Source organism: Methylobacter marinus A45 (assembly GCF_000383855.1).
Classification (GTDB): domain Bacteria; phylum Pseudomonadota; class Gammaproteobacteria; order Methylococcales; family Methylomonadaceae; genus Methylobacter; species Methylobacter marinus.
The window spans coordinates 931,527-951,838 of record NZ_KB912877.1; the positions used below are offsets into that span (position 1 = coordinate 931,527).

The following is a 20,312-nucleotide window of genomic DNA, read 5'->3' on the forward strand; positions in this document are numbered from 1 at the left end:
CCCTTCACTTAATCATTAATTCTATTCTCGCAGACAAATTCGCACACAGCTTGCTCTGAGATCATATATTGGCTTTACCTGTGCGGGAGCTTGAATGTTTATTGTAATTTATTCCCGGCGCCAATTCGTGCCGCCCGGCACATCTTCCAGAATAACGCCTTGCTGTTTTAGTCCATCACGGATTTGATCGGCCAAGGTCCAGTTTTTAGCTTTTTTGGCATCAAGACGCGCCTGGATTTGCTGCTCAATCTGAACATCGGATAAACCCGAACCGGTATCTGAACCAGCCATGGCTCGACCTTTAAGAAAAGTATCGGGATCATCTTGCAAGAGACCCAGCAGGCCGCCTAAATATTTTAATGTAGCCGCCAGTTGCCCGGCTTTTTCCCTATCGTTTTCCTTGACTTTATTCAGCTCCCTGGCCAGATCAAATATGACGGACAAGGCCACAGGCGTGTTAAAGTCGTCATCCATGGCCTGCTCAAAGCGTGTTTTGAACTCGTTTTCCAGGGTTGCCTGCACAACGTCGACGCCGCGCAATGCCGTATAAAGCCGCGTCAGAGCCGCTCCGGCCTCATTCAGATGTTCATCGGAGTAATTTAACGGGCTGCGGTAATGGCTGGAAAGAATAAAGAACCGGATGATTTCCGGCCGGTAACGCTGCAGCACTTCCCTAACCGTAAAGAAGTTGCCCAATGATTTGGACATTTTCTCTTCATTGATGCGCACAAAGCCATTATGCATCCATAAATTAACGAATTTTTCGCCGGTTGCGCCTTCCGACTGGGCGATTTCATTTTCATGATGGGGAAACTGCAGATCCATGCCGCCGCCATGAATATCGAAATGGTTGCCCAGGCAACAGGTCGACATGGCCGAGCATTCGATATGCCAGCCGGGGCGCCCCTCCCCCCAGGGCGACTCCCAGGCCGGTTCATTGGGCTTGGCCATTTTCCATAATACGAAGTCCATCGGGTTCTGCTTGGCCAGGTCCACGTCAACGCGTTCGCCGGCCTGCAGATCATCCAGGTTCTTCCCCGACAGCTGGCCGTAGTTTTTAAACTTGTCCACCGAATAAAATACATCGCCATTGCCGCCGACATAAGCCAATCCCTTGGCCATCAAAGACTCAATCATGGCAATAATCTGTGCGATGGACTGCGTGGCCCTGGGTTCGATATCGGGCGGCAGCACCGACAGCGCGCGCTCATCCTCATGCATGGCCTCGATAAAACGCTCGGTCAGTTTGCCGAAGTCTTCGCCGTTTTCATTAGCCCGCTGAATGATCTTGTCATCGATATCCGTGACATTGCGCACGTATGTCAACTCGTACCCCAGATAACGAAAATAGCGCGCGACCGTGTCAAACACGACCATGACGCGGGCATGACCGATATGGCAGTAATCATAGACCGTCATACCGCAGACATACATGCCGACTTTGCCGGCCTCGCGCGGTTGAAACAGTTCTTTTTTCCGAGTCAGGGTGTTATATATTTTCAGCATTGAGTTATTAATTGCCGTGTCATTACAGTTAAAAAAATCCGCTGCTCAGCGCCCGTAACCGACTTTTGCAAAACAGGCTGTCAGATGAAATGGGTGTGTAAGTATATAAACAAAACCGCACAATTTACCAAGCGCATACTTCTCTTTCAAGATAAAAACACATAGAATCTGCCCTTTGTATCACTTACAAAGGAAACCCATGCGCATCCTCGTTCTTTCCCTGATGCTGTTTTTAACAACAACTTTCTCTTTTGCAACGGAAAACAAAATGTCTGATACTCAAACAAAAGTTAAATTAACGACGACGCTCGGTGAAATCATTGTCCAGCTAAACCCTGAAAAAGCGCCCATTTCATCGGCAAATTTTCTGACGTATGTTAACGAAGGTTTTTATAACGGCACTATTTTCCATCGCGTCATTCCCGGCTTCATGGCGCAAGGCGGCGGCTTCGACACAAGCTTCAACCAAAAAGCCGTGCATGACCCCATCAAAAACGAAGCCAATAACGGCCTGCCCAACAGTCGCGGCACTATCGCCATGGCCCGCACGCCGGACCCCGATTCCGCAACCGCGCAGTTTTTCATCAACTACAAGGACAACTCATTCCTGAACCATACCAGCCCGACACCGAATGGCTGGGGTTATGCCGTTTTTGGCGAAGTGATTGAAGGCATGGACATAGTTGATGCCATGGCCAAGCAACCGACAGGCAATCGCGGCCCGCACCAGGACGTTCCCAAAACCGACATCGTCATCGAAAAAGCCGAAGTTATCGAATAAGCGCCCCGGCATAAAACAGCCGAAGACGAGCACCTGAAATCCGTGGCGGAAACCCACTGTTCCGCCACGGATTTTGCACCTATATCCTCCATGAATAAAGACATTCTTTTTATTTCAGATCTGCACATTTCCCTGGACAAACCTGAAATCACGCGTCGATTTATTGACTTTCTTGACAAGCGCGCGCCCGAGGCCGCGGCCGTTTATATCCTGGGCGATCTTTTTGATGCCTGGATAGGCGACGATGACCCCACGCCTCCCAATCGTAAGATTAAAAAACATCTGAAACAATTGACCGACGCAGGCACAAAAGTTTATCTGCAGCAAGGTAACCGCGATTTCCTGCTGGGTGACAGGTTCCGCCAGGAAACCGGCGTGATCCTGATCGATGATTATGTGGTCATTGATCTTTATGGCATACCTACCCTGCTCACGCACGGCGATTTGCTCTGTACCGACGACCTGCCCTATCAGGCTTTTAGAGCAAAATCACATACTCCGGAATGGAAGCGCTATGTCTTATCGAAACCGCTGCTTCTGCGCCTGCTGATGGCGCGCTGGTACCGCTTTCGCAGCCACTTTCATAATCGCAAAAAAACGCAGGAAATTATGGATGTCAATCAAAACACAGTAATAACGGTTATGCGCGAACATAACTGTCTACGCCTGATTCACGGCCATACCCACCGCCCGGGCATTCATCACTTTGAAATAGACGGCCAACCCGGCCAGCGTCTTGTGCTCGCCGCCTGGAAAAAAGATGCGGGCGAAATTCTGTGCTGGAATCGTAACGGTTACCGTGTTGAAACTCTTTAACCGGCTGAGCGAATTCCGGCCTGATAGGCATTTATCGCGAATGAAACGGGAACCAACACCTTAATCAAAAGACTAAGGAAGCATAAGTTCAACCCTTTGGCATAAGTCGCCTTACGCTCAAGGAGCCATATTCCGGACCCTCGCTTGCCGCCTTCGATGCCAGCGCCGGAAAATTAAAAACAATCAGCAAAATCCTACGACATTATGTTGAAGTATGTGTTTTACTTTAAGAAATTAATATCGATTCGCAACTGTATTTTACCTTGACCCAAGACCCCAGAAAGATCTTATAACTACCTTAAGAGTTGACTTTTGGGGCAAAATCATTAAATTTAGGCGTCTGGAGTGACCAGGAAAAATTCCTTTTAACGAAACAGAAAAAGTCACCCAAAAGCTTTAGAACTAATATTAGTCTTAAAAAAACATAATCAGTATTCTGTCTAATTAGCAGAATATCAGGAGAAATATATATGAAGAAGCCTTTAAAAAGTTGGCTGCTTGCTTCAAGTGTGGCTGCAATTCTGGCTGCGCCAGCGGTTTCAACTGCTAACAGCGAAGTAGAGAAACTGACTCAAAACCCAGCTAACTGGGCTACTTGGGGTGGTAACTACGCCGGTACTCGTTACAGCAAACTGGACCAAATCAACGCAAACAATGTGAAAAACCTACAACCGGCATGGTCTTTCTCTACTGGTGTGTTACGTGGTCATGAAGGCGGCCCATTGGTGGTAAACGATGTTCTTTACATCCATACCCCATTCCCCAACACTGTTTACGCGATTGATCAAAAAACGCAATCCGTAATCTGGGAATTCACACCAACACAAGACGCTGACGTTACTATTCCGGTTATGTGCTGCGACACTGTCAACCGCGGCTTGGCTTACGGCGATGGCAAAATCTTCCTGCAACAATCCGATACCGTTTTAACCGCTTTAGACGCTAAAACCGGCAAACGCGTATGGAGCGTACAAAACGGCGACCCGAAACTGGGCATGACCAACACTCAAGCGCCAGTAGTCGTTAAAGACAAAGTGCTGACCGGTATTTCCGGCGGTGAATTCGGGGTTCGCGGCTTCCTGGCCGCTTATGACATCAGAACCGGCGAACTGGCCTGGAAAGGCTACAGCATGGGTCCAGACGGCGACACGCTGATCGATCCTAAAAAGACAACTACCTGGAAAAACGGCAAAGTTACTCCAGTTGGCGAAAACTCCAGCTTAAGCACCTGGGAAGGCGACCAATGGAAAATCGGCGGCGGTACAACCTGGGGCTGGTACAGCTATGACCCTAAACTGAACCTGGTTTATTACGGATCAGGCAACCCGTCCACATGGAATCCTACTCAACGTCCTGGCGACAACAAATGGTCCATGTCATTATGGGCTCGTGATGCTGACACCGGGGAAGTCAAATGGGTTTACCAAATGACGCCTCACGATGAATGGGATTTCGACGGTATCAACGAAACTGTTCTGGTTGACCAGGAAGTCAAAGGCAAAATGCACAAAACTATCGTGCATTTCGACCGTAACGGTTTTGGCTATACCTTGGATCGTGAAACGGGTGAATTGCTGGTTGCCGAGAAATTTGACAAATCTGTCAACTGGGCTACTCACGTTGACATGAAAACTGGCCGTCCTCAAGTTGTTCCTGAATACTCTACCGAACACAACGGTGAAGACGTTAACACTGAAGGCGTTTGCCCTGCGGCGCTAGGTGCTAAAAACATGGCTCCTGTTTCCTACTCTCCTGACACAGGCCTGTTCTATATCTCTGGCAACCACTTGTGCATGAACTACGAACCATTCGAAGTTTCATACACAGCCGGCCAGCCTTATGTAGGCGCCACCCTGACCATGCAGCCTGCTGGCGCGGACGTTATGACCGGCAAGCCTGACAATACAACCAACCTGGGCCAGTTTACAGCGTTTGACGCTAAAACCGGCAAAATTGTCTGGTCCAACAAAGAACAATTCTCTGTATGGTCAGGTTCTGTTGCCACAGCCGGCGGCGTCGTATTCTACGGCACTCTGGAAGGCTACCTGAAAGCAGTTGATGCTAAAACCGGTAAGGAGTTGTACAGATTCAAGACACCTTCCGGCATCATCGGCAACGTTAATACCTGGGAATACAACGGCAAACAATACGTTGGCGTTCTTTCAGGTATCGGCGGCTGGGCTGGTATCGGTATCGCTGCAGGTCTTGACTCCGGTGAAGCAGATTCAAACTCTGAAGGTTTAGGTGCTGTTGGCGCATACAGAAGCTTGAGCTCTTTCACTAAATTAGGTGGTACATTAACTGTATTCGCATTACCTAATTAATAAATCGATCTGATTTTTAGATTGGTTCTAAAAAGCCCTGACCGAATTTATCATCGGCCAGGGCTTTTTTTTAGCGTTTAATACCCTGAAACTGGACATAACATCAACCTAGGCTATAGTTAAATTTTTCACTTATCCGAAACACCACACCATGTCGCCGCAACATGCATTCGATCGATTAATGGCTGAATTCAACCTGCGTCCGGCCGATTTTTATTTTCTGGATTTAATTCCCTTAATTGAAATCATATGGGCCGATGGCCAAAATCAGCCCGGCGAGTTGCGAATTCTTTATCACTTCCTTATCGAGCATATTGCTTTTCTGGATCGCGTAGCCGGCATTCAGGCCGTCAGCATTGATGATGCCAATGCCTTCCTTGATCGTTTTGCCCATAACCGGCCTTCCGGCCGATTGTTGCAGGAATTAAGGGCCATTGCCTCTACGTCATTATCCGAGCCGAGACGCTCTACCGTTTTTGAATATTGTCTGGATATTGCCGCCGCCTGCACCACCCAGTATCCCTATGGATTAAGGGATAGAATTATTGATGAAGAAAAAAAGCTATTAACAAAAATCTTCGTGGAACTTAAAATCGCGCCGGACATGGTGCTGCCCGAATTCCCCCGCCCACCCGCCTTGAATTAACTTCTAATTTAAAAAACAACTCGTTATGCAGTAAACTAGTTGTTCTAACTTGTTCAATTTACCAAGGAGAACTTAATGCGGGCTTCGCATCAGATTCAAAAAATACTTGCCGGGTTATTTCTGACCGCAGTAACATTTTCAGCCATGGCGGAAGAAAAATTCAAAGTCTGCGCAGATCCCTTGAACCCACCTTATTCAACAAAAAACCAAGACGGCTTTGAAAATAAAATAGCCGAGCTGTTTGCCAAGGAACTCGGACAGACACTTGAATACACCTGGTTTCCTCAACGATTGGGCTTTGTTCGCAACACCTTGAAGGCGCCATTAAAAGATACGGATGTGGAAAGTGAAGAGTATAAGTGTGACGTCATCATGGGCGTACCTGCCGATTATGACCTCACACTGACGACATCGCCGTATTATCATTCGACTTATGTTCTGCTCATTGCCAAGGGGCGGGGCTGGGACGATATAAAGGATCTCGCGCAATTGGCCGAACTGCCGCTGGAACGCCAGGAGGCACTGAAAATCGCCATGTTTGACCGCGGCCCCGGAACAGCCTGGCTGCAAAAAAATGGCCTGCTCGATCAGGGCATTCCTTACCAGAGCATGTCGGGCGATGATAAACACAACGTGGCCATGCAGATATTGGAGGATTTGCAGGCGAAAAAAATCGACATGGTTATTCTTTGGGGACCGATGGCCGGCTACGTCGTCTCCGAAAGTCCGAAAGACAGTATTACAATGATTCCGATGCAATCGACCCACGGCATGAAATTTGATTTTTCAATAGCGATGGGGGTGCGCTACGGCGACAAGGCAAGACAGGAAATGCTCAACAAACTGATTGCCGCTAAAGCCGATCAGATACGAGCAATCATTAAAAGCTATAACGTTCCTTTATTACCGATACCGGAACAGGTCAAACACGAGGACGACGATTAAGTCGTTCTTCCCTGGGCGGCCTCGCCAAGGCCGCCCAGCCTGCTCTTTAATTATTGAATGCGGTTAAACATTTTCACCAGATGGCCTAACCTGACAGCCCGCTCATGTGATAATTGCTCCCATTGGAAGCGCCACTGCCAATTACCTTCAATTGTGCCGGGTGTGTTCATTCGATGATGGCTATCCAATTCCAGAATATCCTGCATGGGGATCACCGCCAGATTCGCAACCGATGCCAAGGCCGCTTGTATCAGAGCGCAGTGCAAGGGCAGAGACGGGTTGCCAAGATATTCGTAAACGAACTTTTTTTCCTCCTCACTCAATGCTTGAGACCAGCCCAAAGTCGTATCATTGTCATGAGTACCGGTATAAACCACGCAATTTTTCACGTAATTGTTCGGCAAATAGGGATTATCGGGGCCGCTGCCGAAAGCGAACTGCAAAATCTTCATGCCCGGCAAATCAAATTCGTCTCGCAATTCCACGACTTCAGGGGTAATGACCCCCAGGTCCTCGGCAACCAGGGGAATCGATCCATGTTCGGCTTTTATGGCATTCAGCAAGGCCTTGCCGGGCGCTTTAACCCACTCCCCATTAACCGCCGTCTCTTCATCGGCCGGTATCTCCCACGCCGCCTCAAGCCCTCGAAAATGGTCTATGCGTAAAATATCGAACAGTTCGAGCTGCGTATGCATGCGTTCAACCCACCAGCGAAACCCGGTATGCTCCAGATATTCCCAGTCATAATGAGGGTTTCCCCAACGCTGGCCCGTAGCGGAGAAATAATCAGGCGGCACACCTGCGACGACGGACATTTGACCAGTCTCGTCCAGCTTGAAAACCTGACGGTTAGCCCACACGTCAGCGCTGTCGTATGATACGAAAATAGGAATATCGCCGAATAGCAGCACGCCATGCTGTTTAGCATAGGCTTTTAATTCCAGCCATTGTCTGAAAAAGACATACTGTTCGAATTCAATTCTCTCGATTTCCGATTTTAAACGGCGCCGCGCTTCTTTAATCGCTTTTACATCCCTTTCCTTGAAATGCTCCGGCCATTGATTCCAGCAAAGCTGATTAAACTCATTCCGGAGCGCAATAAATACGGCGAAATCGTCCAGCCAGAACCCTTTCTCCTCGCGGAATTGCGCAAACAGCGCCTTATCCTGTGACTCGGCATGATCTAAAAACCCCTGGAAAGCCTCGGCTATCAAGCTGCTTTTATCCGAGTTCGAAACATTTCGGTAATCCAGGCCGCTTCCGGGCGGGTGCAGCCAGCCTTTTTGAACCAGCCAGCCGATATTAATGAACGCCGGATTACCTGCGTGAGCGGATAAACATTGATAAGGCGATGCATCCGCATGAGTCATGCCCAAGGGCAGTGTTTGCCACACAGTGATACCGGTATCGGCGAGAAAATTTACAAAATGATACGCTTCCTGACCCAAATCCCCGTGGCTGCCGGCTCCCGGCAACGATGAGATATGCAATAAAATACCGGCACGGCGCTTGTTTAACATGTTATTCCTGCTTAGAGATTATATATGTTCGATGCCGGGCCGCATTGCGCCGCCCATCGCTGGAGCACCCGAACCCTGTGTAAACGACATGGCTAGATAAGCAGGAGGTTCTTCCCCTAATAATCTATACAAATTAGCTAAATTAAGACGGAATTGTTTTTCAAAGTTACTGACCGCCTCACCGGGATTGTAATCGCCAAACCACCAAAACCAGTCGGAACCCTCACAAACCGCCAACTGTAACTCTGCTTTATGCACTTGCTCATCAGTCAAGCGCCCTGTGGATATGACTTTGTCGAAGGCCCATTTCGCGTCACCGAGCATATCCCATCCGCGGTTTTTATCGGCATCGCCTATCCAGGTTGAAAAAGTGCCATAAACCCAACTGCCGGCAACCAATCTGGGCAAGGATTTAACTTCCACTTTATGTTTCAAGGCTTCTGAAAAAGTCGTTAATTCAATATCCGGGTGACTGGCCAGTCGTTTGTATAAAGCGCTAAGGAAGTAATACCCGTTAGCTGGAAAATACTCCCAGGCGTTTTCACCATCCATGATGATGGAAACCAGCGCATCGCCCGGCTCATGCATGGCGATATTTTCCAGATGATGAATCAAATCACTGACTGCATCATCAGCGTGCCATTTGGAATACTCAAAACCGATCAAGTCGGATAATCCGTCATCGCGAAAAAAACAGGCGATATCGGTATTTTTAAGTCTAAACGGATGATGCGAGCTTGGCTTTTCCGCATTTTCAATCAGATTTAAACTGTTATGCAGCACTGAACCACCGCTTGCCGCCCATTCAAATCCAAAATCATCCAGCAGTCTCAAGGTCGGCTCGCTGATGCTGCCTTCCGAAGGCCAGCATCCTTTAGGCTTGTAGCCAAAAAAGCGCTTAAACGTCTGCACGCCTTTTTCAAGATGCCATCTGACCCGCTCCTCTCCGCCCGGATAAGCGTCCAACTCCGGCAGAGGCGCATCCGGCATGGCCTCATGCGTAGAGTTCAAATCCAATAAAAGCGGCATGATAGGATGCGCATAGGGCGTAACCGACAATTCAATTTGACCTTTTCTGGCCAGCACCTTATATCTGAGAATCACGCTGGCCAGTTGCTCACCGATAATCTCTATGATTTCCAGCCTTTCATGCAGGGTATAACCGAAGCCTTTCTCTATTAAGCGTTTTATTCTGCTGTCTGTAATCTTGATGGTTTCGCCCATCCAGGCCAGGTGATACCAGACCAGGATATCGCTGATAAACTGGGAATTAACGTAATTTAAAGACTCATGATGATGTTCAAGCCATTCGGCCATCTCCACCAGTTTTTTAAACGCGGGATAACGATTTATTTGCCTTTCATGGTTGGCGCGCATACAGTCCTTAATCAACTTCAGACGATCATCGGGATCGGCAGGAATGCTCGGTTCAACCAATGCGGCCAGAAGCGGGTCGGTAATTGAAATGCCATCATGCAAATAGCTATTGACCTGCTTGGCATAATCCTCTATCTGCTCCAGCAAAATCGGCGCAAAGTTTACGACCGCCTTGGCTTTCGGCACCGCTTCCAGATGCGCCGCCATGTCGACGTAGTCTTTAATCACATGCAGATACGTCCACGGCAGTTTATACTCGCCTACCTGTAAATCTCTATATTCCGGCTGATGCATGTGCCAGCACAATACTAACTTCAATTTCTTTTTTAACATAATGTCGTCTGCTTTGTCCTTACCCATCCGGCGTAATGAAACCACCTCATCTGGATTAACATGAAACCTTTCTTTCCAAACCCGAACCGCCCCGCCTGTTATCTGACATAATGCCTTCTGTACCCCAACATATCGGGGGTGACCAATACAACTCCGCCGGGGCTGACATAGAATCTCTTTTCATCTTCCTCCCTGTTTTCGCCGATAACCGTACCTTCCGGAATCTCGCAACCTTTTTCTATAATAGCTTTGGTGATGCGGCAGTGGCGCGCGATATTAACTTCAGGCAGAACGATGGTATCCTGCAAAGTTGTATAAGAATTAACCCTGACATTAGAGAACAATAAGGAATGCCGGACCTTTGATCCGGAAATCACGCAGCCTCCCGATACCATGGAATCGACAGCCAACCCCCGCCGTTTGTCATTATCGAAAACAAACTTGGCCGGAGGCGCCTGTACCTGATACGTCCAGATCGGCCAGGTTTTATCATAGAGGTTCAGATCCGGCTTAACGCCAATCAATTCCATATTAGCGGACCAGTAAGCATCGATAGTACCTACATCGCGCCAGTAACTTTGCTCACCGCTTTGCAAATCCAAAAATGGATAGGCATTCACCACATATTTATCAATAATGGAAGGAATAATGTCCTTGCCGAAATCGCGCTGCGAGCCCGGCGTATCGGCATCTTTAATCAATTGCTCATACAAGAACCCCGCGTTGAAAATATAAATGCCCATGGACGCCAATGCCGTATTGGTTCTGCCCGGCATGATCGGCGGATTTGCCGGCTTTTCAATGAAGGACTTGACGCGCCGGTTTTCATCGACATCGATAACGCCGAAGGCTGTTGCATCCTGCAGCGAGACCTCTATACAACCAACCGTTAAATCGGCATTTCTTTCGACATGGTCGGCCAGCATGGGGCCGTAATCCATCTTATAGATGTGGTCACCGGCCAGCACCAGAATGAATTCCGGGTTGCGGCTGCGCAGAATATCGATATTTTGATAAACTGCATCAGCCGTCCCTTCGTACCAGGATCCTTCGGCGTGCCTTTGCTGGGCCGGCATTAAATCAACATATTCACCAAATTCGCCGCGTAAAAATCCCCATCCCTGCTGAATATGGCGAATCAGCGAGTCAGCTTTATATTGGGTAAGAACGCCTATTTTGCGGATGCCGGAATTGATGCAGTTGGATAGCGGAAAATCAATAATCCTGAACTTGCCGCCGAAAGGAACAGCGGGCTTGGCCCGCCAATCCGTCATATTCTCCAGACGCGAGCCACGCCCACCGGCTAGTATTAAAGCAATTGTGTTACGTGTTAAATGACTGACAAAACGATCATGATGCTGATTACTGGATGCTGACATTTTTGATCTCCATGTGGAATAGGCTCACAACTGTTGTTTAATTTTGGTAATATTTGCAAAGTCATTATCTTACTAAACCGAGGGCATTCAAAGTGAAAAAGCAGTCGACCAATACGCTTGACTCCGATTCTATTAAAATTATAGAAGCCAGGCACCATGATCCTTTTTCAATTTTGGGTCGCCATCAGAAGAACAAGCTGACTCAGATCAAAGTTTATATGCCTTACGCTGAATCCGTTTTCCTGGAAAAGACCGATCAACCATTCCAGAGAATTACCGGTACGGACTTTTTTGAATATACCGCCGAAAATGGAGAATTGCCAAAACATTATAAGCTCTCCTGGATAGATAAAGACGGCCAGCCGCATGAGAATTATGATCCGTACGATTTTCCGGTGCAGTTATCGGAATTCGACCGGCATTTATTCGGAGAAGGCCGCCACTGGCACATCTACCAAAAACTGGGCGCTCATCTGCATAGCGTTGATGACATTGAAGGCGTGTTATTCGCGGTCTGGGCGCCCAATGCCGGCCGGGTTAGCGTAATCGGCGACTTCAATCTCTGGGACGGGCGTTGCCATCCGATGCGAAATCTCGGGAGCGGCGGCATCTGGGAGCTTTTCATCCCGGGATTGAAAGTCGGCTCGTTATATAAATTTGAAATACTGAACCGGGAAAGCAATGAGGTCCTGATCAAGACCGACCCTTACGGACAACAGTTTGAATTTCGCCCGAAAACATCCTCCATCGTGGTTGATAAAGACAGCTACAAATGGCAGGACCATCGCTGGATGAGCCGCCGAGCCAGCCACGATTGGCTGCATGAGCCGATGTCTATCTATGAAGCCCATCTAGGCTCATGGAAACGCGATGCCCAGGGCAATTTTCTCAATTACCGGGCACTGGCCACGCAACTTATCGACTACGTGAAAGAAATGGGCTTTACCCATATCGAGTTGCTGCCCGTGACCGAACATCCGCTGGATGCCTCATGGGGCTACCAGACTACCGGTTACTTCGCCCCGACCAGCCGCTACGGAACCCCGGATGAATTCCGTTATTTTATCGATACCTGCCATCAAAATGACATAGGTGTCATTCTGGACTGGGTACCGGCGCATTTTCCCAAGGATTATTTTGCTTTGGCCCGTTTTGACGGCAGCGCGCTTTACGAGCATGAAGATCCGCGTAAAGGCGAGCACCGCGACTGGGGCACGCTGATTTACAACTACGGCCGCAACGAAGTGAAAAACTTTTTGCTGTCCAGCGCCATTTTCTGGCTGGAAGAATTCCATCTTGACGGCCTGAGAGTGGATGCCGTGGCCTCAATGCTCTATCTGGACTATTCGCGCGGGCCGAATGACTGGATTCCGAACATGTATGGCGGCAACGAGAACCTAGAAGCCATCGACTTTCTGAAGGAGCTCAACACGGTCACGCACAACCAGCATCCCGGCACCGTCATCATGGCCGAGGAATCCACATCATGGCCGCAGGTAACGCGGCCGACCTGGACCGGCGGACTGGGTTTCTCCATGAAATGGAACATGGGCTGGATGCACGATACCCTCGCGTATATGAGCCAGGAACCCATCCATCGCAAGTACCATCATGATCAGCTAACCTTCGGCATGCTCTATGCCTTTACCGAAAACTTTACCCTGCCCTTCTCACATGACGAGGTCGTGCATGGCAAAGGCTCGTTAGTCAATAAAATGCCTGGCGACGAATGGCAACGCTTTGCCAATTTGCGGCTGTTATACACCTATATGTACACCTATCCGGGTAAAAAGCTGCTGTTTATGGGCTGCGAATTCGGACAAGGCACTGAATGGAATTTCAACCGGGCCCTGGACTGGTACGTCCTGGATTATGCACACCATCGCGGCGTGCAAAAACTGATCAAAGACTTGAACAACCTTTATAAAACGCATCCGGCCCTATATTCGCACGATTTCGACCATCACGGATTTGAATGGATCGACTGCCATGATGTGCAGCAGTCCATCATCAGTTACCGCCGAAAAAACAAGCACGAGGATTTATTCATCATTCTTAACTTTACGCCGGTCACCCGGGAACACTACCGGATCGGCGTTCCGGAAGCCGGCACCTATACTGAAATCTTCAACTCCGATTCCGCTTATTATGACGGCGGCAACATCGGCAATGACCGGGTTCAATCGGAACCTGTTGCCTGGATGAATCAGCCTCACTCCATCAGTCTTACCTTGCCCCCCTTAGGAGCCGTAATCCTAAAGCTATAAGAACTGCAAAACGAGATATATGAAAAAAATACTTTTTGTCACCAGCGAAGCACACCCCCTGATCAAAACCGGAGGCCTCGCTGATGTTTCAGGCAGTCTGCCCAAGGCCCTGGCTGAATTATCGCAAGATGTACGTCTGGTCATGCCGAATTATCAGGCCCTGAGAATCCATGGCGACGTCCGTTTTCTCTGTTCCGTGCGCGTCGACAACCGTGATGTCAATATCCTTGAAACCCGCATGCCGGATAGCGCCGTTATCGTCTGGCTGGTCGATTATCCCGAATTTTTCAGTTTCCCCGGCAACCCCTACCATGACGAGCACGGCAACGACTGGCCCAACAATGCCGAACGTTTCGCTCTGTTCTGCCGCATCGCCGCCGAAATCGCCATGGATCGGGCACAGCAGAACTGGAAAGCCGATATCGTGCACTGCAATGACTGGCAAAGCGGTCTGGTCCCGGCCTTGTTATCGCTAGAGCACGACCGGCCCGCAACCGTATTCACGATACACAACATGGCCTATCAAGGCCTGTTTCCGGCCTCCAGCACAGTCACATTAAACATACCGGGACAGTTATGGCAGCCTTATGGACTGGAATTCCATAACATGTTGTCGTTCATTAAAGGGGGGCTGGTTTATGCCGACCGCATCACCACGGTCAGCCCGACTTATGCGCGGGAAATTCAAACGCCGGCTTTGGGTTACGGCCTGGAGGGCCTGTTGACGTACCGCAAGGACGTCCTAAGCGGCATCATAAACGGCATAGATACCGAATTGTGGAACCCTGCAACCGACCCTTATATTGAGCGAAGCTATAATGCGGAATCGCTTAAGGACAAGCAACTTAACAAGACGGCCCTGCAGAAAAAGCTATCATTGCCGGCCGACAAGAAGATACCGGTCATCGGACTGATCAGCCGGCTGGTCGAGCAAAAAGGCATAGACCTGCTGATAGACTGCCTGTCCGAAATGGCCGCCATGCCCATGCAATTTGTACTGCTCGGCAGCGGCGACAAGACCTTCGAACAAAAACTGCTGGATTTTGCGCAGTTATATCCCGAGAAAATAGCGATCACTATCGGCTATGACGAATCGCTGGCCCATCTTATCGAGGCCGGCGCCGATATTTTTTTAATGCCGTCGCGGTTTGAACCCTGCGGCTTGAATCAAATGTACAGCCAACGCTACGGCACCCTGCCGATCGTTCGCAAAACCGGCGGCCTGGCCGATAGCGTCGTTGACGCCTTGCCTGAAACCATCAGTAATAATACCGCTACCGGCATCGTCTTCAATGACGCCACTTCCGGCTCCTTAATGGAAGCGGTCAAGCGTGCGCTGATTTTATACAGCATGCCAGAGACCTGGAAGAAAGTGCAGATTAATGGCATGAAAAAAGATTTTTCATGGCAACACAGTGCCGAGCAGTATCTGGAACTGTATCAGGGCATGTAACCCCGGTCTGAACGGGCGACTGGACAAGTCGCCCATGCCCAAACGTTGCCCGTGGAGTTTGCGTTGAATAAAACACTTCTGTCATTGATGTTCATGGTCTTGTTCGGCAACGTAGCCTTTGCAGGGCAAACCGTAATTGAAGTCATCCCGCTTGCAAACCGGCCCGCTTCCGAAATACAGCCCTTGCTCGAGCCCCTGCTGGATTATGCCGATCACGCGATTGCCGACGGCTCCAACTTGGTGATCAAGACCACGCCTGAGCGACTGACTGAAATCAAAACGCTCGTCAACAAGCTGGATACCCGCCTGAACAATGTGGTGATTACAGTCATGCAGAGCCGGCATCTGACCGCCGACGAACTCAATGCCGCCGCCAGGGTCAGGGTCCGTGGCCCAATCGATGATTTATCCAGAGCCCGCGCCAGCGCGTACGGCCATTATTATCGAACCCAGGACCAGTACGCCAATGAAAGCACGCAAACCATCCGCTCCCTGGAAGGCAATACGGCCTATATTCAGGCCGGCAGCACGTATCCGACAGAAACCCTACAGATTTATGATTCGGGCTATGGCCCGACAGCGTCCAGCACGACCACCTTTATCGATGCGACGGCGGGCTTTGCCGTCACGCCCAGGCTGGCAGGCGAGCACGCCATCCTCGAGGTTTCGCCGTGGGCCGACAAACTCAACGCGCGCGGTCAGATTGAAACCCAGCAAGCCCAATCCACGATCCGGGTGAAGCTCGGCGAGTGGGTGGAGTTGGGCGGTATCGATGAAGACAGTCGACGCAGCGACAGCGGAACGCTGGCCCGGCTTCGGCAAACCAGCCAGAGCAAGCTGCGTATTTTGGTTAAGGTCGATAAAATCGATTAGAAAGAGCGGCTCGGAAACATTACCTTCAGGGGCATGCGACGCCATGAAAACAAGCCATTCACTGGCCGAAGGGCGCCAGAGGTTTTCATAAACCCGGTTGGATACGCATGTATGCCCTTTAGGGTATTTGAGATTTGATATGGCTACACTAAACCGGACACACAATCTAAAATAACGTGACCAGAGAACGTGTGCCCCAAATTGAACCAAGAAAAACAAAAAGTCTATAGTGCGGAACTCAGAGCGTCAGCCGTTAAACTGGCGACCGAATCAGATCAATCGATTGCTCAGACAGCCAAGGATCTCGGTATCAATGCCAATACTTTGCATACCTGGATCAGCAAATACAGCCGGCCCAAAACCAGCGATAAAGCCGTGCGAACTGACGAACATCTTTACGATGAATTAAAGCGGTTGAAGAAAAAGGTCGCCCGACTCACTGAGGAGCGCGGTTTGCTAAAAAAAGTGGCTACTGAACTCCTCCAGGCATGCTGTCATTTGCTCCGCCTCCAAAGGGAGACTTTGGCGGTGAAGGCATCCTATATGCATTATTAAGGAAATAGATGACCAACATGCTACCCAAGAGTGGAAGCAACCAGACAATAACTCCCTGCGCATACTTTTGTAAGCGTTCCAGGTCATCTGATCGCAGGATGCGCCATGTAGCATAAGCATTAAGTACCACTACGACCACAATCAATATCAGCACAAGACTATTCATTGCATCTAAAGCCTTGCTTCAGTAGCGGCGCCGCGTCAGCGGTGACGTCGGCTGGAAGCGGTTGTTGGGCGAGATATCCTTAATCATACGGATGCAGTCTAGTGATATACCTCGCGGTGAGACATAGGTAGCAATCTCATCGCCTTTAAAACCACATGCTCGATAAAATGCCGCGGCGTTTAACGTCGACTCCAAATTTAATGTCTCTAACCCACGGCTTAAGGCGATCTCCTCAAGGAATGCGATAATCCCTCTTCCTATGCCCTTTCTCATGTGGTTTGGATGGACAAATATGGCGTCAATTTTTCCGGTGTCGATATTGATCGTGCCCGTGCCAACCACTTGGTGGTGATATTTCGCCACGTAGAAATGTTTCTCGACGTGATCTATGAAATCCTCCGTTAACATGCCACCAGTCCAGTTTTTATACAAACAGGTGCTAAAAAAAGAGTTTGGCGAAATCAAAGGCGTGGCCAAGGCAAAGCGCAAGCCTGATATCCCCGTGGTACTCTCCCGCGAAGAAATCGATTTGATTTTCGATCACCTCGAAGACCCCCGTTAACCTGGTCGCCAAACTTTTACGGTTGCGGTTTACGGCTGTTTGAATGCCTGAATCTGCGCGTACAGTGTTTCAATCTTGATGCCGGTATTTTGACGGTCCATGATGGCAAAGGTAAAAAAGACCGAACGGTGCCACTGCCGCAATCGCTTGTTCCGGCGTTAAAACAGCAATTACAGAGGGTGATCGACTTGCATGAAGCGGACTTGAAGGCGAAATACACCGGTACGTTTTTACCGGATCAACTAGTACTTAGTCAGCCTTGTTCTGACGAGTAAAATTTACAGAGCATTCATGGCGTGCGAATAGTGCGAATAAATTCGCACCTACAATTTAACCGCCATAATTAAATGGACTGACTACTAGATCGAAAAGATAAGAACGCCGCGAAAGAACTTATCTGGCAATGGTTTTTTCCGGCCCAATCGCTGACGCTGATAACGGAAAAACAGGAACGCAGGCGTTACCACATTCATGAATCAGTGGTGCAGAAAGCGATTAAACAGGCACAAAGTCCTCTGGATTTTGATCCCAATCCCAATTAAAAAAATACAACGAAAACAAAGTTTTTGCATTCAATCAAGTTGCCTTGTTTTTAAATGGTTTTCTGCTTTGCCGCTGACAGTAGCCCTTCGGAAACCCTGATTGATTGGCGCCTCAAGGTCGATTTGAGGTCAATGCCTGATGCAGTTGAGACTACCCCCGGAAACTGTCGGATCAGGCTCAGCGTTTTGGTCTCCGCAAGCATCATCCCGGCTGCCACAGCTTATAGATGCCAGCGCCGACAATCACTAAAGCGACAGTCGCCCAGCCCAGCCGGTCCATGTATTCGCGCAATTTCGACTCCAGCTTTGCTCCGCCGGCCGCCAGCAGCATGGCCACCAGAAAAAAGCGCGCGCCGCGGCCAATGAATGAAGCCAATACAAAAGGCAGAAACACCATATTGAGCGTGCCGGCCGCGATCGTGAAAACCTTGTAGGGAATCGGTGAAAACCCCGCGATGAAGATCGCCCAGAAACCCCACTGCTCAAACCAGGTCCTCGCCAGCAAATAACTGTCCCAATAATGCGTCGTCTCCAGCCAGGGCCTGAGACTATCGAACATGAAATAGCCGATCGCATAGCCCAGCATGCCGCCCAGAACCGAGGCGATCGTGGTAAATGTCGCCAGCCGGAAGGCCTTATCGGGCTGCGATAACGCCATCGGCGCCAGCATGACGTCGGGCGGTACCGGAAAAAACGAGGACTCGGCGAAACTTAGCGTGCATAAATATTTCACCGCATGCCTGTGTTTAGACCATGACAACGCCTTGTCATATAATTTTTGAAACATCATAGTTCTCTCCCTGATAAAAAAGGTACAAAGCTGACCGGTTCCAGTTCTTCAACTTCAAACCCGCCCTGGGTACGGACAACCCGTTGTAATGTCTGATTTCCGCTTTTGCCGACCGGAATGATCATAATCCCGCCCAGCGCCATCTGCCGCAGCAGCGTTTCCGGAATTTCCGACGGCGCGGCAGATACCAGAATGCCGTCGAACGGTGCCTGTTCCGGCCAGCCCAAAATGCCATCGTTATGCTGATAACTGACGTTCTTGAGCTTTAAATCCCATAAATGGTTTTTCGCTTTTTTCTGCAAAGGCCAGATTCTTTCCATGGTATACACATGATCTACCAGCTGCGCCAGAATGGCGGTCTGATAACCGCAACCGGTTCCAATCTCAAGCACTTTCGCCAGGCGGCCGAACTCGAGCAGTAACTCCGTCATTTTGGCGACGATATAAGGCTGGGAAATCGTCTGATTGTAACCAATCGGCAAGGCGACATCTTCATACGCCCTGCTCGCCAGCGCTTCGTCCATGAAAATATGCCGCGGCGTATCGCGCATGGCGTCAAGAATTTTATTGTTGCTAATGCCCTGCTGGGCCAGCCGGTTGATCATGCGCTCCCGGGTACGCCGGGACGTCATGCCTATTCCTTGCAGACTTCGCATCATAAATTTTTCTCCTCAGGCAGCCAGGCCTTTAATCCATTGATGCGTTCATACCAGGTTAAATCGACCTGCAGAGGCGTAACCGACACATAACCCGTGTTGATGGCGTGAAAATCAGTTCCGGGACCTGCATCCTGTTCGGTCCCGGGCGGCCCCACCCAGTAAATAATGCGCCCGCGCGGATCGGTGCTCTTGACTACCGGTTCGGCTTTATGTCGCTGACCCAGTCGCGTAGCCTGATAGCCTTTTAAATCATTAATTGTGACGTCGGGGACATTGACGTTCAGAATCGTATCTTGCGGTAAAGGATACTTGATCAATTGCTGCAATAACGTTACAGCCACATGCGCGGCTGTTTCAAAATGGGTGGGGTTGCTTGATGCCAGGGAAATGGCGATGGCGGGCAGGCCCAGAAAACGGCCTTCGGTCGCAGCGGCAACGGTTCCCGAATACAGCACATCGTCCCCCAGGTTTGAGCCGTGGTTAATGCCGGCAAAAACCATATCGGGCTCTGTATCCAGCAGCCCCGTTATGGCCAGATGCACGCAATCAGTCGGTGTACCGTCCACTCTGACAAAATCGTTCTCCCCTACAGACATGCGCAAGGGCCTTTCCAGTGTCAGTGAGTTGCTTGCAGCGCTACGGTTTCTATCCGGCGCGACCACTGATATGTCGGCATGTCCGCGCAATGCATCCGCAAGTGCGGAAAGCCCTTCAGCCAAGTACCCGTCATCATTACTTAACAAAATGTGCATTATCAGTCGCCCTGAAGCAAAATAAGCTATAAAATCAAACATATTAGCAACAATACTCGACAAAAT

General features: G+C 49.6%; 18 protein-coding genes and 1 pseudogene. 11 read left to right on the top strand and 8 right to left on the bottom strand.

All coding sequences use genetic code 11. The annotated features are described in order from the left end of the window. Positions 1–108: 108 nt before the first annotated feature. Positions 109–1,506 (bottom strand): cysteine--tRNA ligase, encoded by a 1,398-nt coding sequence (gene cysS / locus METMA_RS0104145; RefSeq protein ID WP_020157808.1) that lies wholly within the window; start codon positions 1,504–1,506, stop codon positions 109–111. Between the two features lie 199 nt (positions 1,507–1,705). On the opposite strand from cysS, the gene METMA_RS0104150 reads away from it, so the two are divergent. The 5 genes from METMA_RS0104150 to METMA_RS0104170 all read left to right on the top strand — a co-directional run bounded on the left by METMA_RS0104150 (position 1,706) and on the right by METMA_RS0104170 (position 7,018). Then, positions 1,706–2,287: a peptidylprolyl isomerase gene (locus METMA_RS0104150; RefSeq protein ID WP_020157809.1), complete on the top strand. Its 582-nt coding sequence runs from the start codon at positions 1,706–1,708 to the stop codon at positions 2,285–2,287. A 90-nt stretch (positions 2,288–2,377) separates the two neighbouring features. After that, positions 2,378–3,103, top strand: a complete 726-nt coding sequence (gene lpxH, locus METMA_RS0104155) for a UDP-2,3-diacylglucosamine diphosphatase (RefSeq protein ID WP_020157810.1) — start codon at positions 2,378–2,380, stop codon at positions 3,101–3,103. A gap of 470 nt (positions 3,104–3,573) precedes the next feature. Continuing rightward, positions 3,574–5,427 carry a methanol/ethanol family PQQ-dependent dehydrogenase gene (locus METMA_RS0104160; RefSeq protein ID WP_027147021.1) on the top strand — a complete coding sequence of 618 codons (1,854 nt, stop codon included), beginning with the start codon at positions 3,574–3,576 and terminating at the stop codon, positions 5,425–5,427. Positions 5,428–5,608: 181 nt separating this feature from the next. Next, positions 5,609–6,073, top strand: coding sequence for a tellurite resistance TerB family protein (locus METMA_RS0104165; protein ID WP_198014458.1), 465 nt, complete (start codon positions 5,609–5,611; stop codon positions 6,071–6,073). 75 nt (positions 6,074–6,148) lie between these two features. Further along, on the top strand, positions 6,149–7,018 hold the full coding sequence (locus tag METMA_RS0104170) for a quinoprotein dehydrogenase-associated putative ABC transporter substrate-binding protein (RefSeq protein ID WP_020157813.1): 870 nt from the start codon (positions 6,149–6,151) through the stop codon (positions 7,016–7,018). A 50-nt stretch (positions 7,019–7,068) separates the two neighbouring features. On the opposite strand, the gene malQ is transcribed toward METMA_RS0104170, so the two are convergent. The 3 genes from malQ to glgC form a co-directional block, all read right to left on the bottom strand. After that, positions 7,069–8,538: a 4-alpha-glucanotransferase gene (malQ, locus tag METMA_RS0104175; protein ID WP_020157814.1), complete on the bottom strand. Its 1,470-nt coding sequence runs from the start codon at positions 8,536–8,538 to the stop codon at positions 7,069–7,071. 18 nt (positions 8,539–8,556) lie between these two features. Further along, on the bottom strand, positions 8,557–10,248 hold the full coding sequence (locus tag METMA_RS0104180) for a glycoside hydrolase family 57 protein (RefSeq protein WP_036248948.1): 1,692 nt from the start codon (positions 10,246–10,248) through the stop codon (positions 8,557–8,559). Positions 10,249–10,346: 98 nt separating this feature from the next. Beyond that, the gene (gene glgC, locus METMA_RS0104185; protein ID WP_027147022.1) at positions 10,347–11,627 is read right to left on the bottom strand and encodes a glucose-1-phosphate adenylyltransferase; all 1,281 of its coding nucleotides are present in this window, start codon (positions 11,625–11,627) and stop codon (positions 10,347–10,349) included. A 92-nt stretch (positions 11,628–11,719) separates the two neighbouring features. Here glgC and glgB point away from each other — a divergent pair, with 92 nt between their 5' ends. The 4 genes and pseudogenes from glgB to METMA_RS0104205 all read left to right on the top strand — a co-directional run. Continuing rightward, positions 11,720–13,894: a 1,4-alpha-glucan branching protein GlgB gene (glgB, locus tag METMA_RS0104190; protein WP_020157817.1), complete on the top strand. Its 2,175-nt coding sequence runs from the start codon at positions 11,720–11,722 to the stop codon at positions 13,892–13,894. A 19-nt stretch (positions 13,895–13,913) separates the two neighbouring features. Beyond that, entirely contained in the window at positions 13,914–15,347 is a 1,434-nt protein-coding gene (glgA, locus tag METMA_RS0104195) for a glycogen synthase GlgA (protein ID WP_020157818.1), read from the top strand. Positions 15,348–15,410: 63 nt separating this feature from the next. Then, entirely contained in the window at positions 15,411–16,220 is an 810-nt protein-coding gene (locus METMA_RS0104200) for a hypothetical protein (RefSeq protein WP_232216321.1), read from the top strand. A gap of 201 nt (positions 16,221–16,421) precedes the next feature. Beyond that, positions 16,422–16,706: pseudogene (locus tag METMA_RS0104205) on the top strand (transposase); the annotation flags it as partial. A gap of 253 nt (positions 16,707–16,959) precedes the next feature. Here METMA_RS0104205 and METMA_RS23905 read toward each other — a convergent pair. Beyond that, positions 16,960–17,349, bottom strand: coding sequence for a GNAT family N-acetyltransferase (locus METMA_RS23905; protein ID WP_020157821.1), 390 nt, complete (start codon positions 17,347–17,349; stop codon positions 16,960–16,962). On the opposite strand from METMA_RS23905, the gene METMA_RS27395 reads away from it, so the two are divergent. Together METMA_RS27395 and METMA_RS28175 are read left to right on the top strand one after the other, a co-directional pair. Further along, positions 17,348–17,503, top strand: coding sequence for a hypothetical protein (locus METMA_RS27395; RefSeq protein ID WP_020157822.1), 156 nt, complete (start codon positions 17,348–17,350; stop codon positions 17,501–17,503). The genes METMA_RS23905 and METMA_RS27395 overlap by 2 nt on opposite strands. Positions 17,504–17,556: 53 nt before the next feature. Continuing rightward, positions 17,557–17,778, top strand: a complete 222-nt coding sequence (locus METMA_RS28175) for a tyrosine-type recombinase/integrase (RefSeq protein ID WP_408605829.1) — start codon at positions 17,557–17,559, stop codon at positions 17,776–17,778. Between the two features lie 469 nt (positions 17,779–18,247). Here METMA_RS28175 and METMA_RS0104230 read toward each other — a convergent pair whose 3' ends face one another. The 3 genes from METMA_RS0104230 to surE are packed head-to-tail and all read right to left on the bottom strand — an operon-like array spanning position 18,248 to position 20,246. Next, complete coding sequence (locus METMA_RS0104230) at positions 18,248–18,835, bottom strand: YqaA family protein (RefSeq protein WP_020157825.1); 588 nt, start codon at positions 18,833–18,835, stop codon at positions 18,248–18,250. Beyond that, on the bottom strand, positions 18,832–19,494 hold the full coding sequence (locus METMA_RS0104235; RefSeq protein ID WP_020157826.1) for a protein-L-isoaspartate(D-aspartate) O-methyltransferase: 663 nt from the start codon (positions 19,492–19,494) through the stop codon (positions 18,832–18,834). The genes METMA_RS0104230 and METMA_RS0104235 overlap by 4 nt, the downstream gene beginning before the upstream one ends. Further along, the gene (gene surE / locus METMA_RS0104240; RefSeq protein ID WP_027147023.1) at positions 19,491–20,246 is read right to left on the bottom strand and encodes a 5'/3'-nucleotidase SurE; all 756 of its coding nucleotides are present in this window, start codon (positions 20,244–20,246) and stop codon (positions 19,491–19,493) included. The genes METMA_RS0104235 and surE overlap by 4 nt, the downstream gene beginning before the upstream one ends. Positions 20,247–20,312 lie beyond the last annotated feature (66 nt).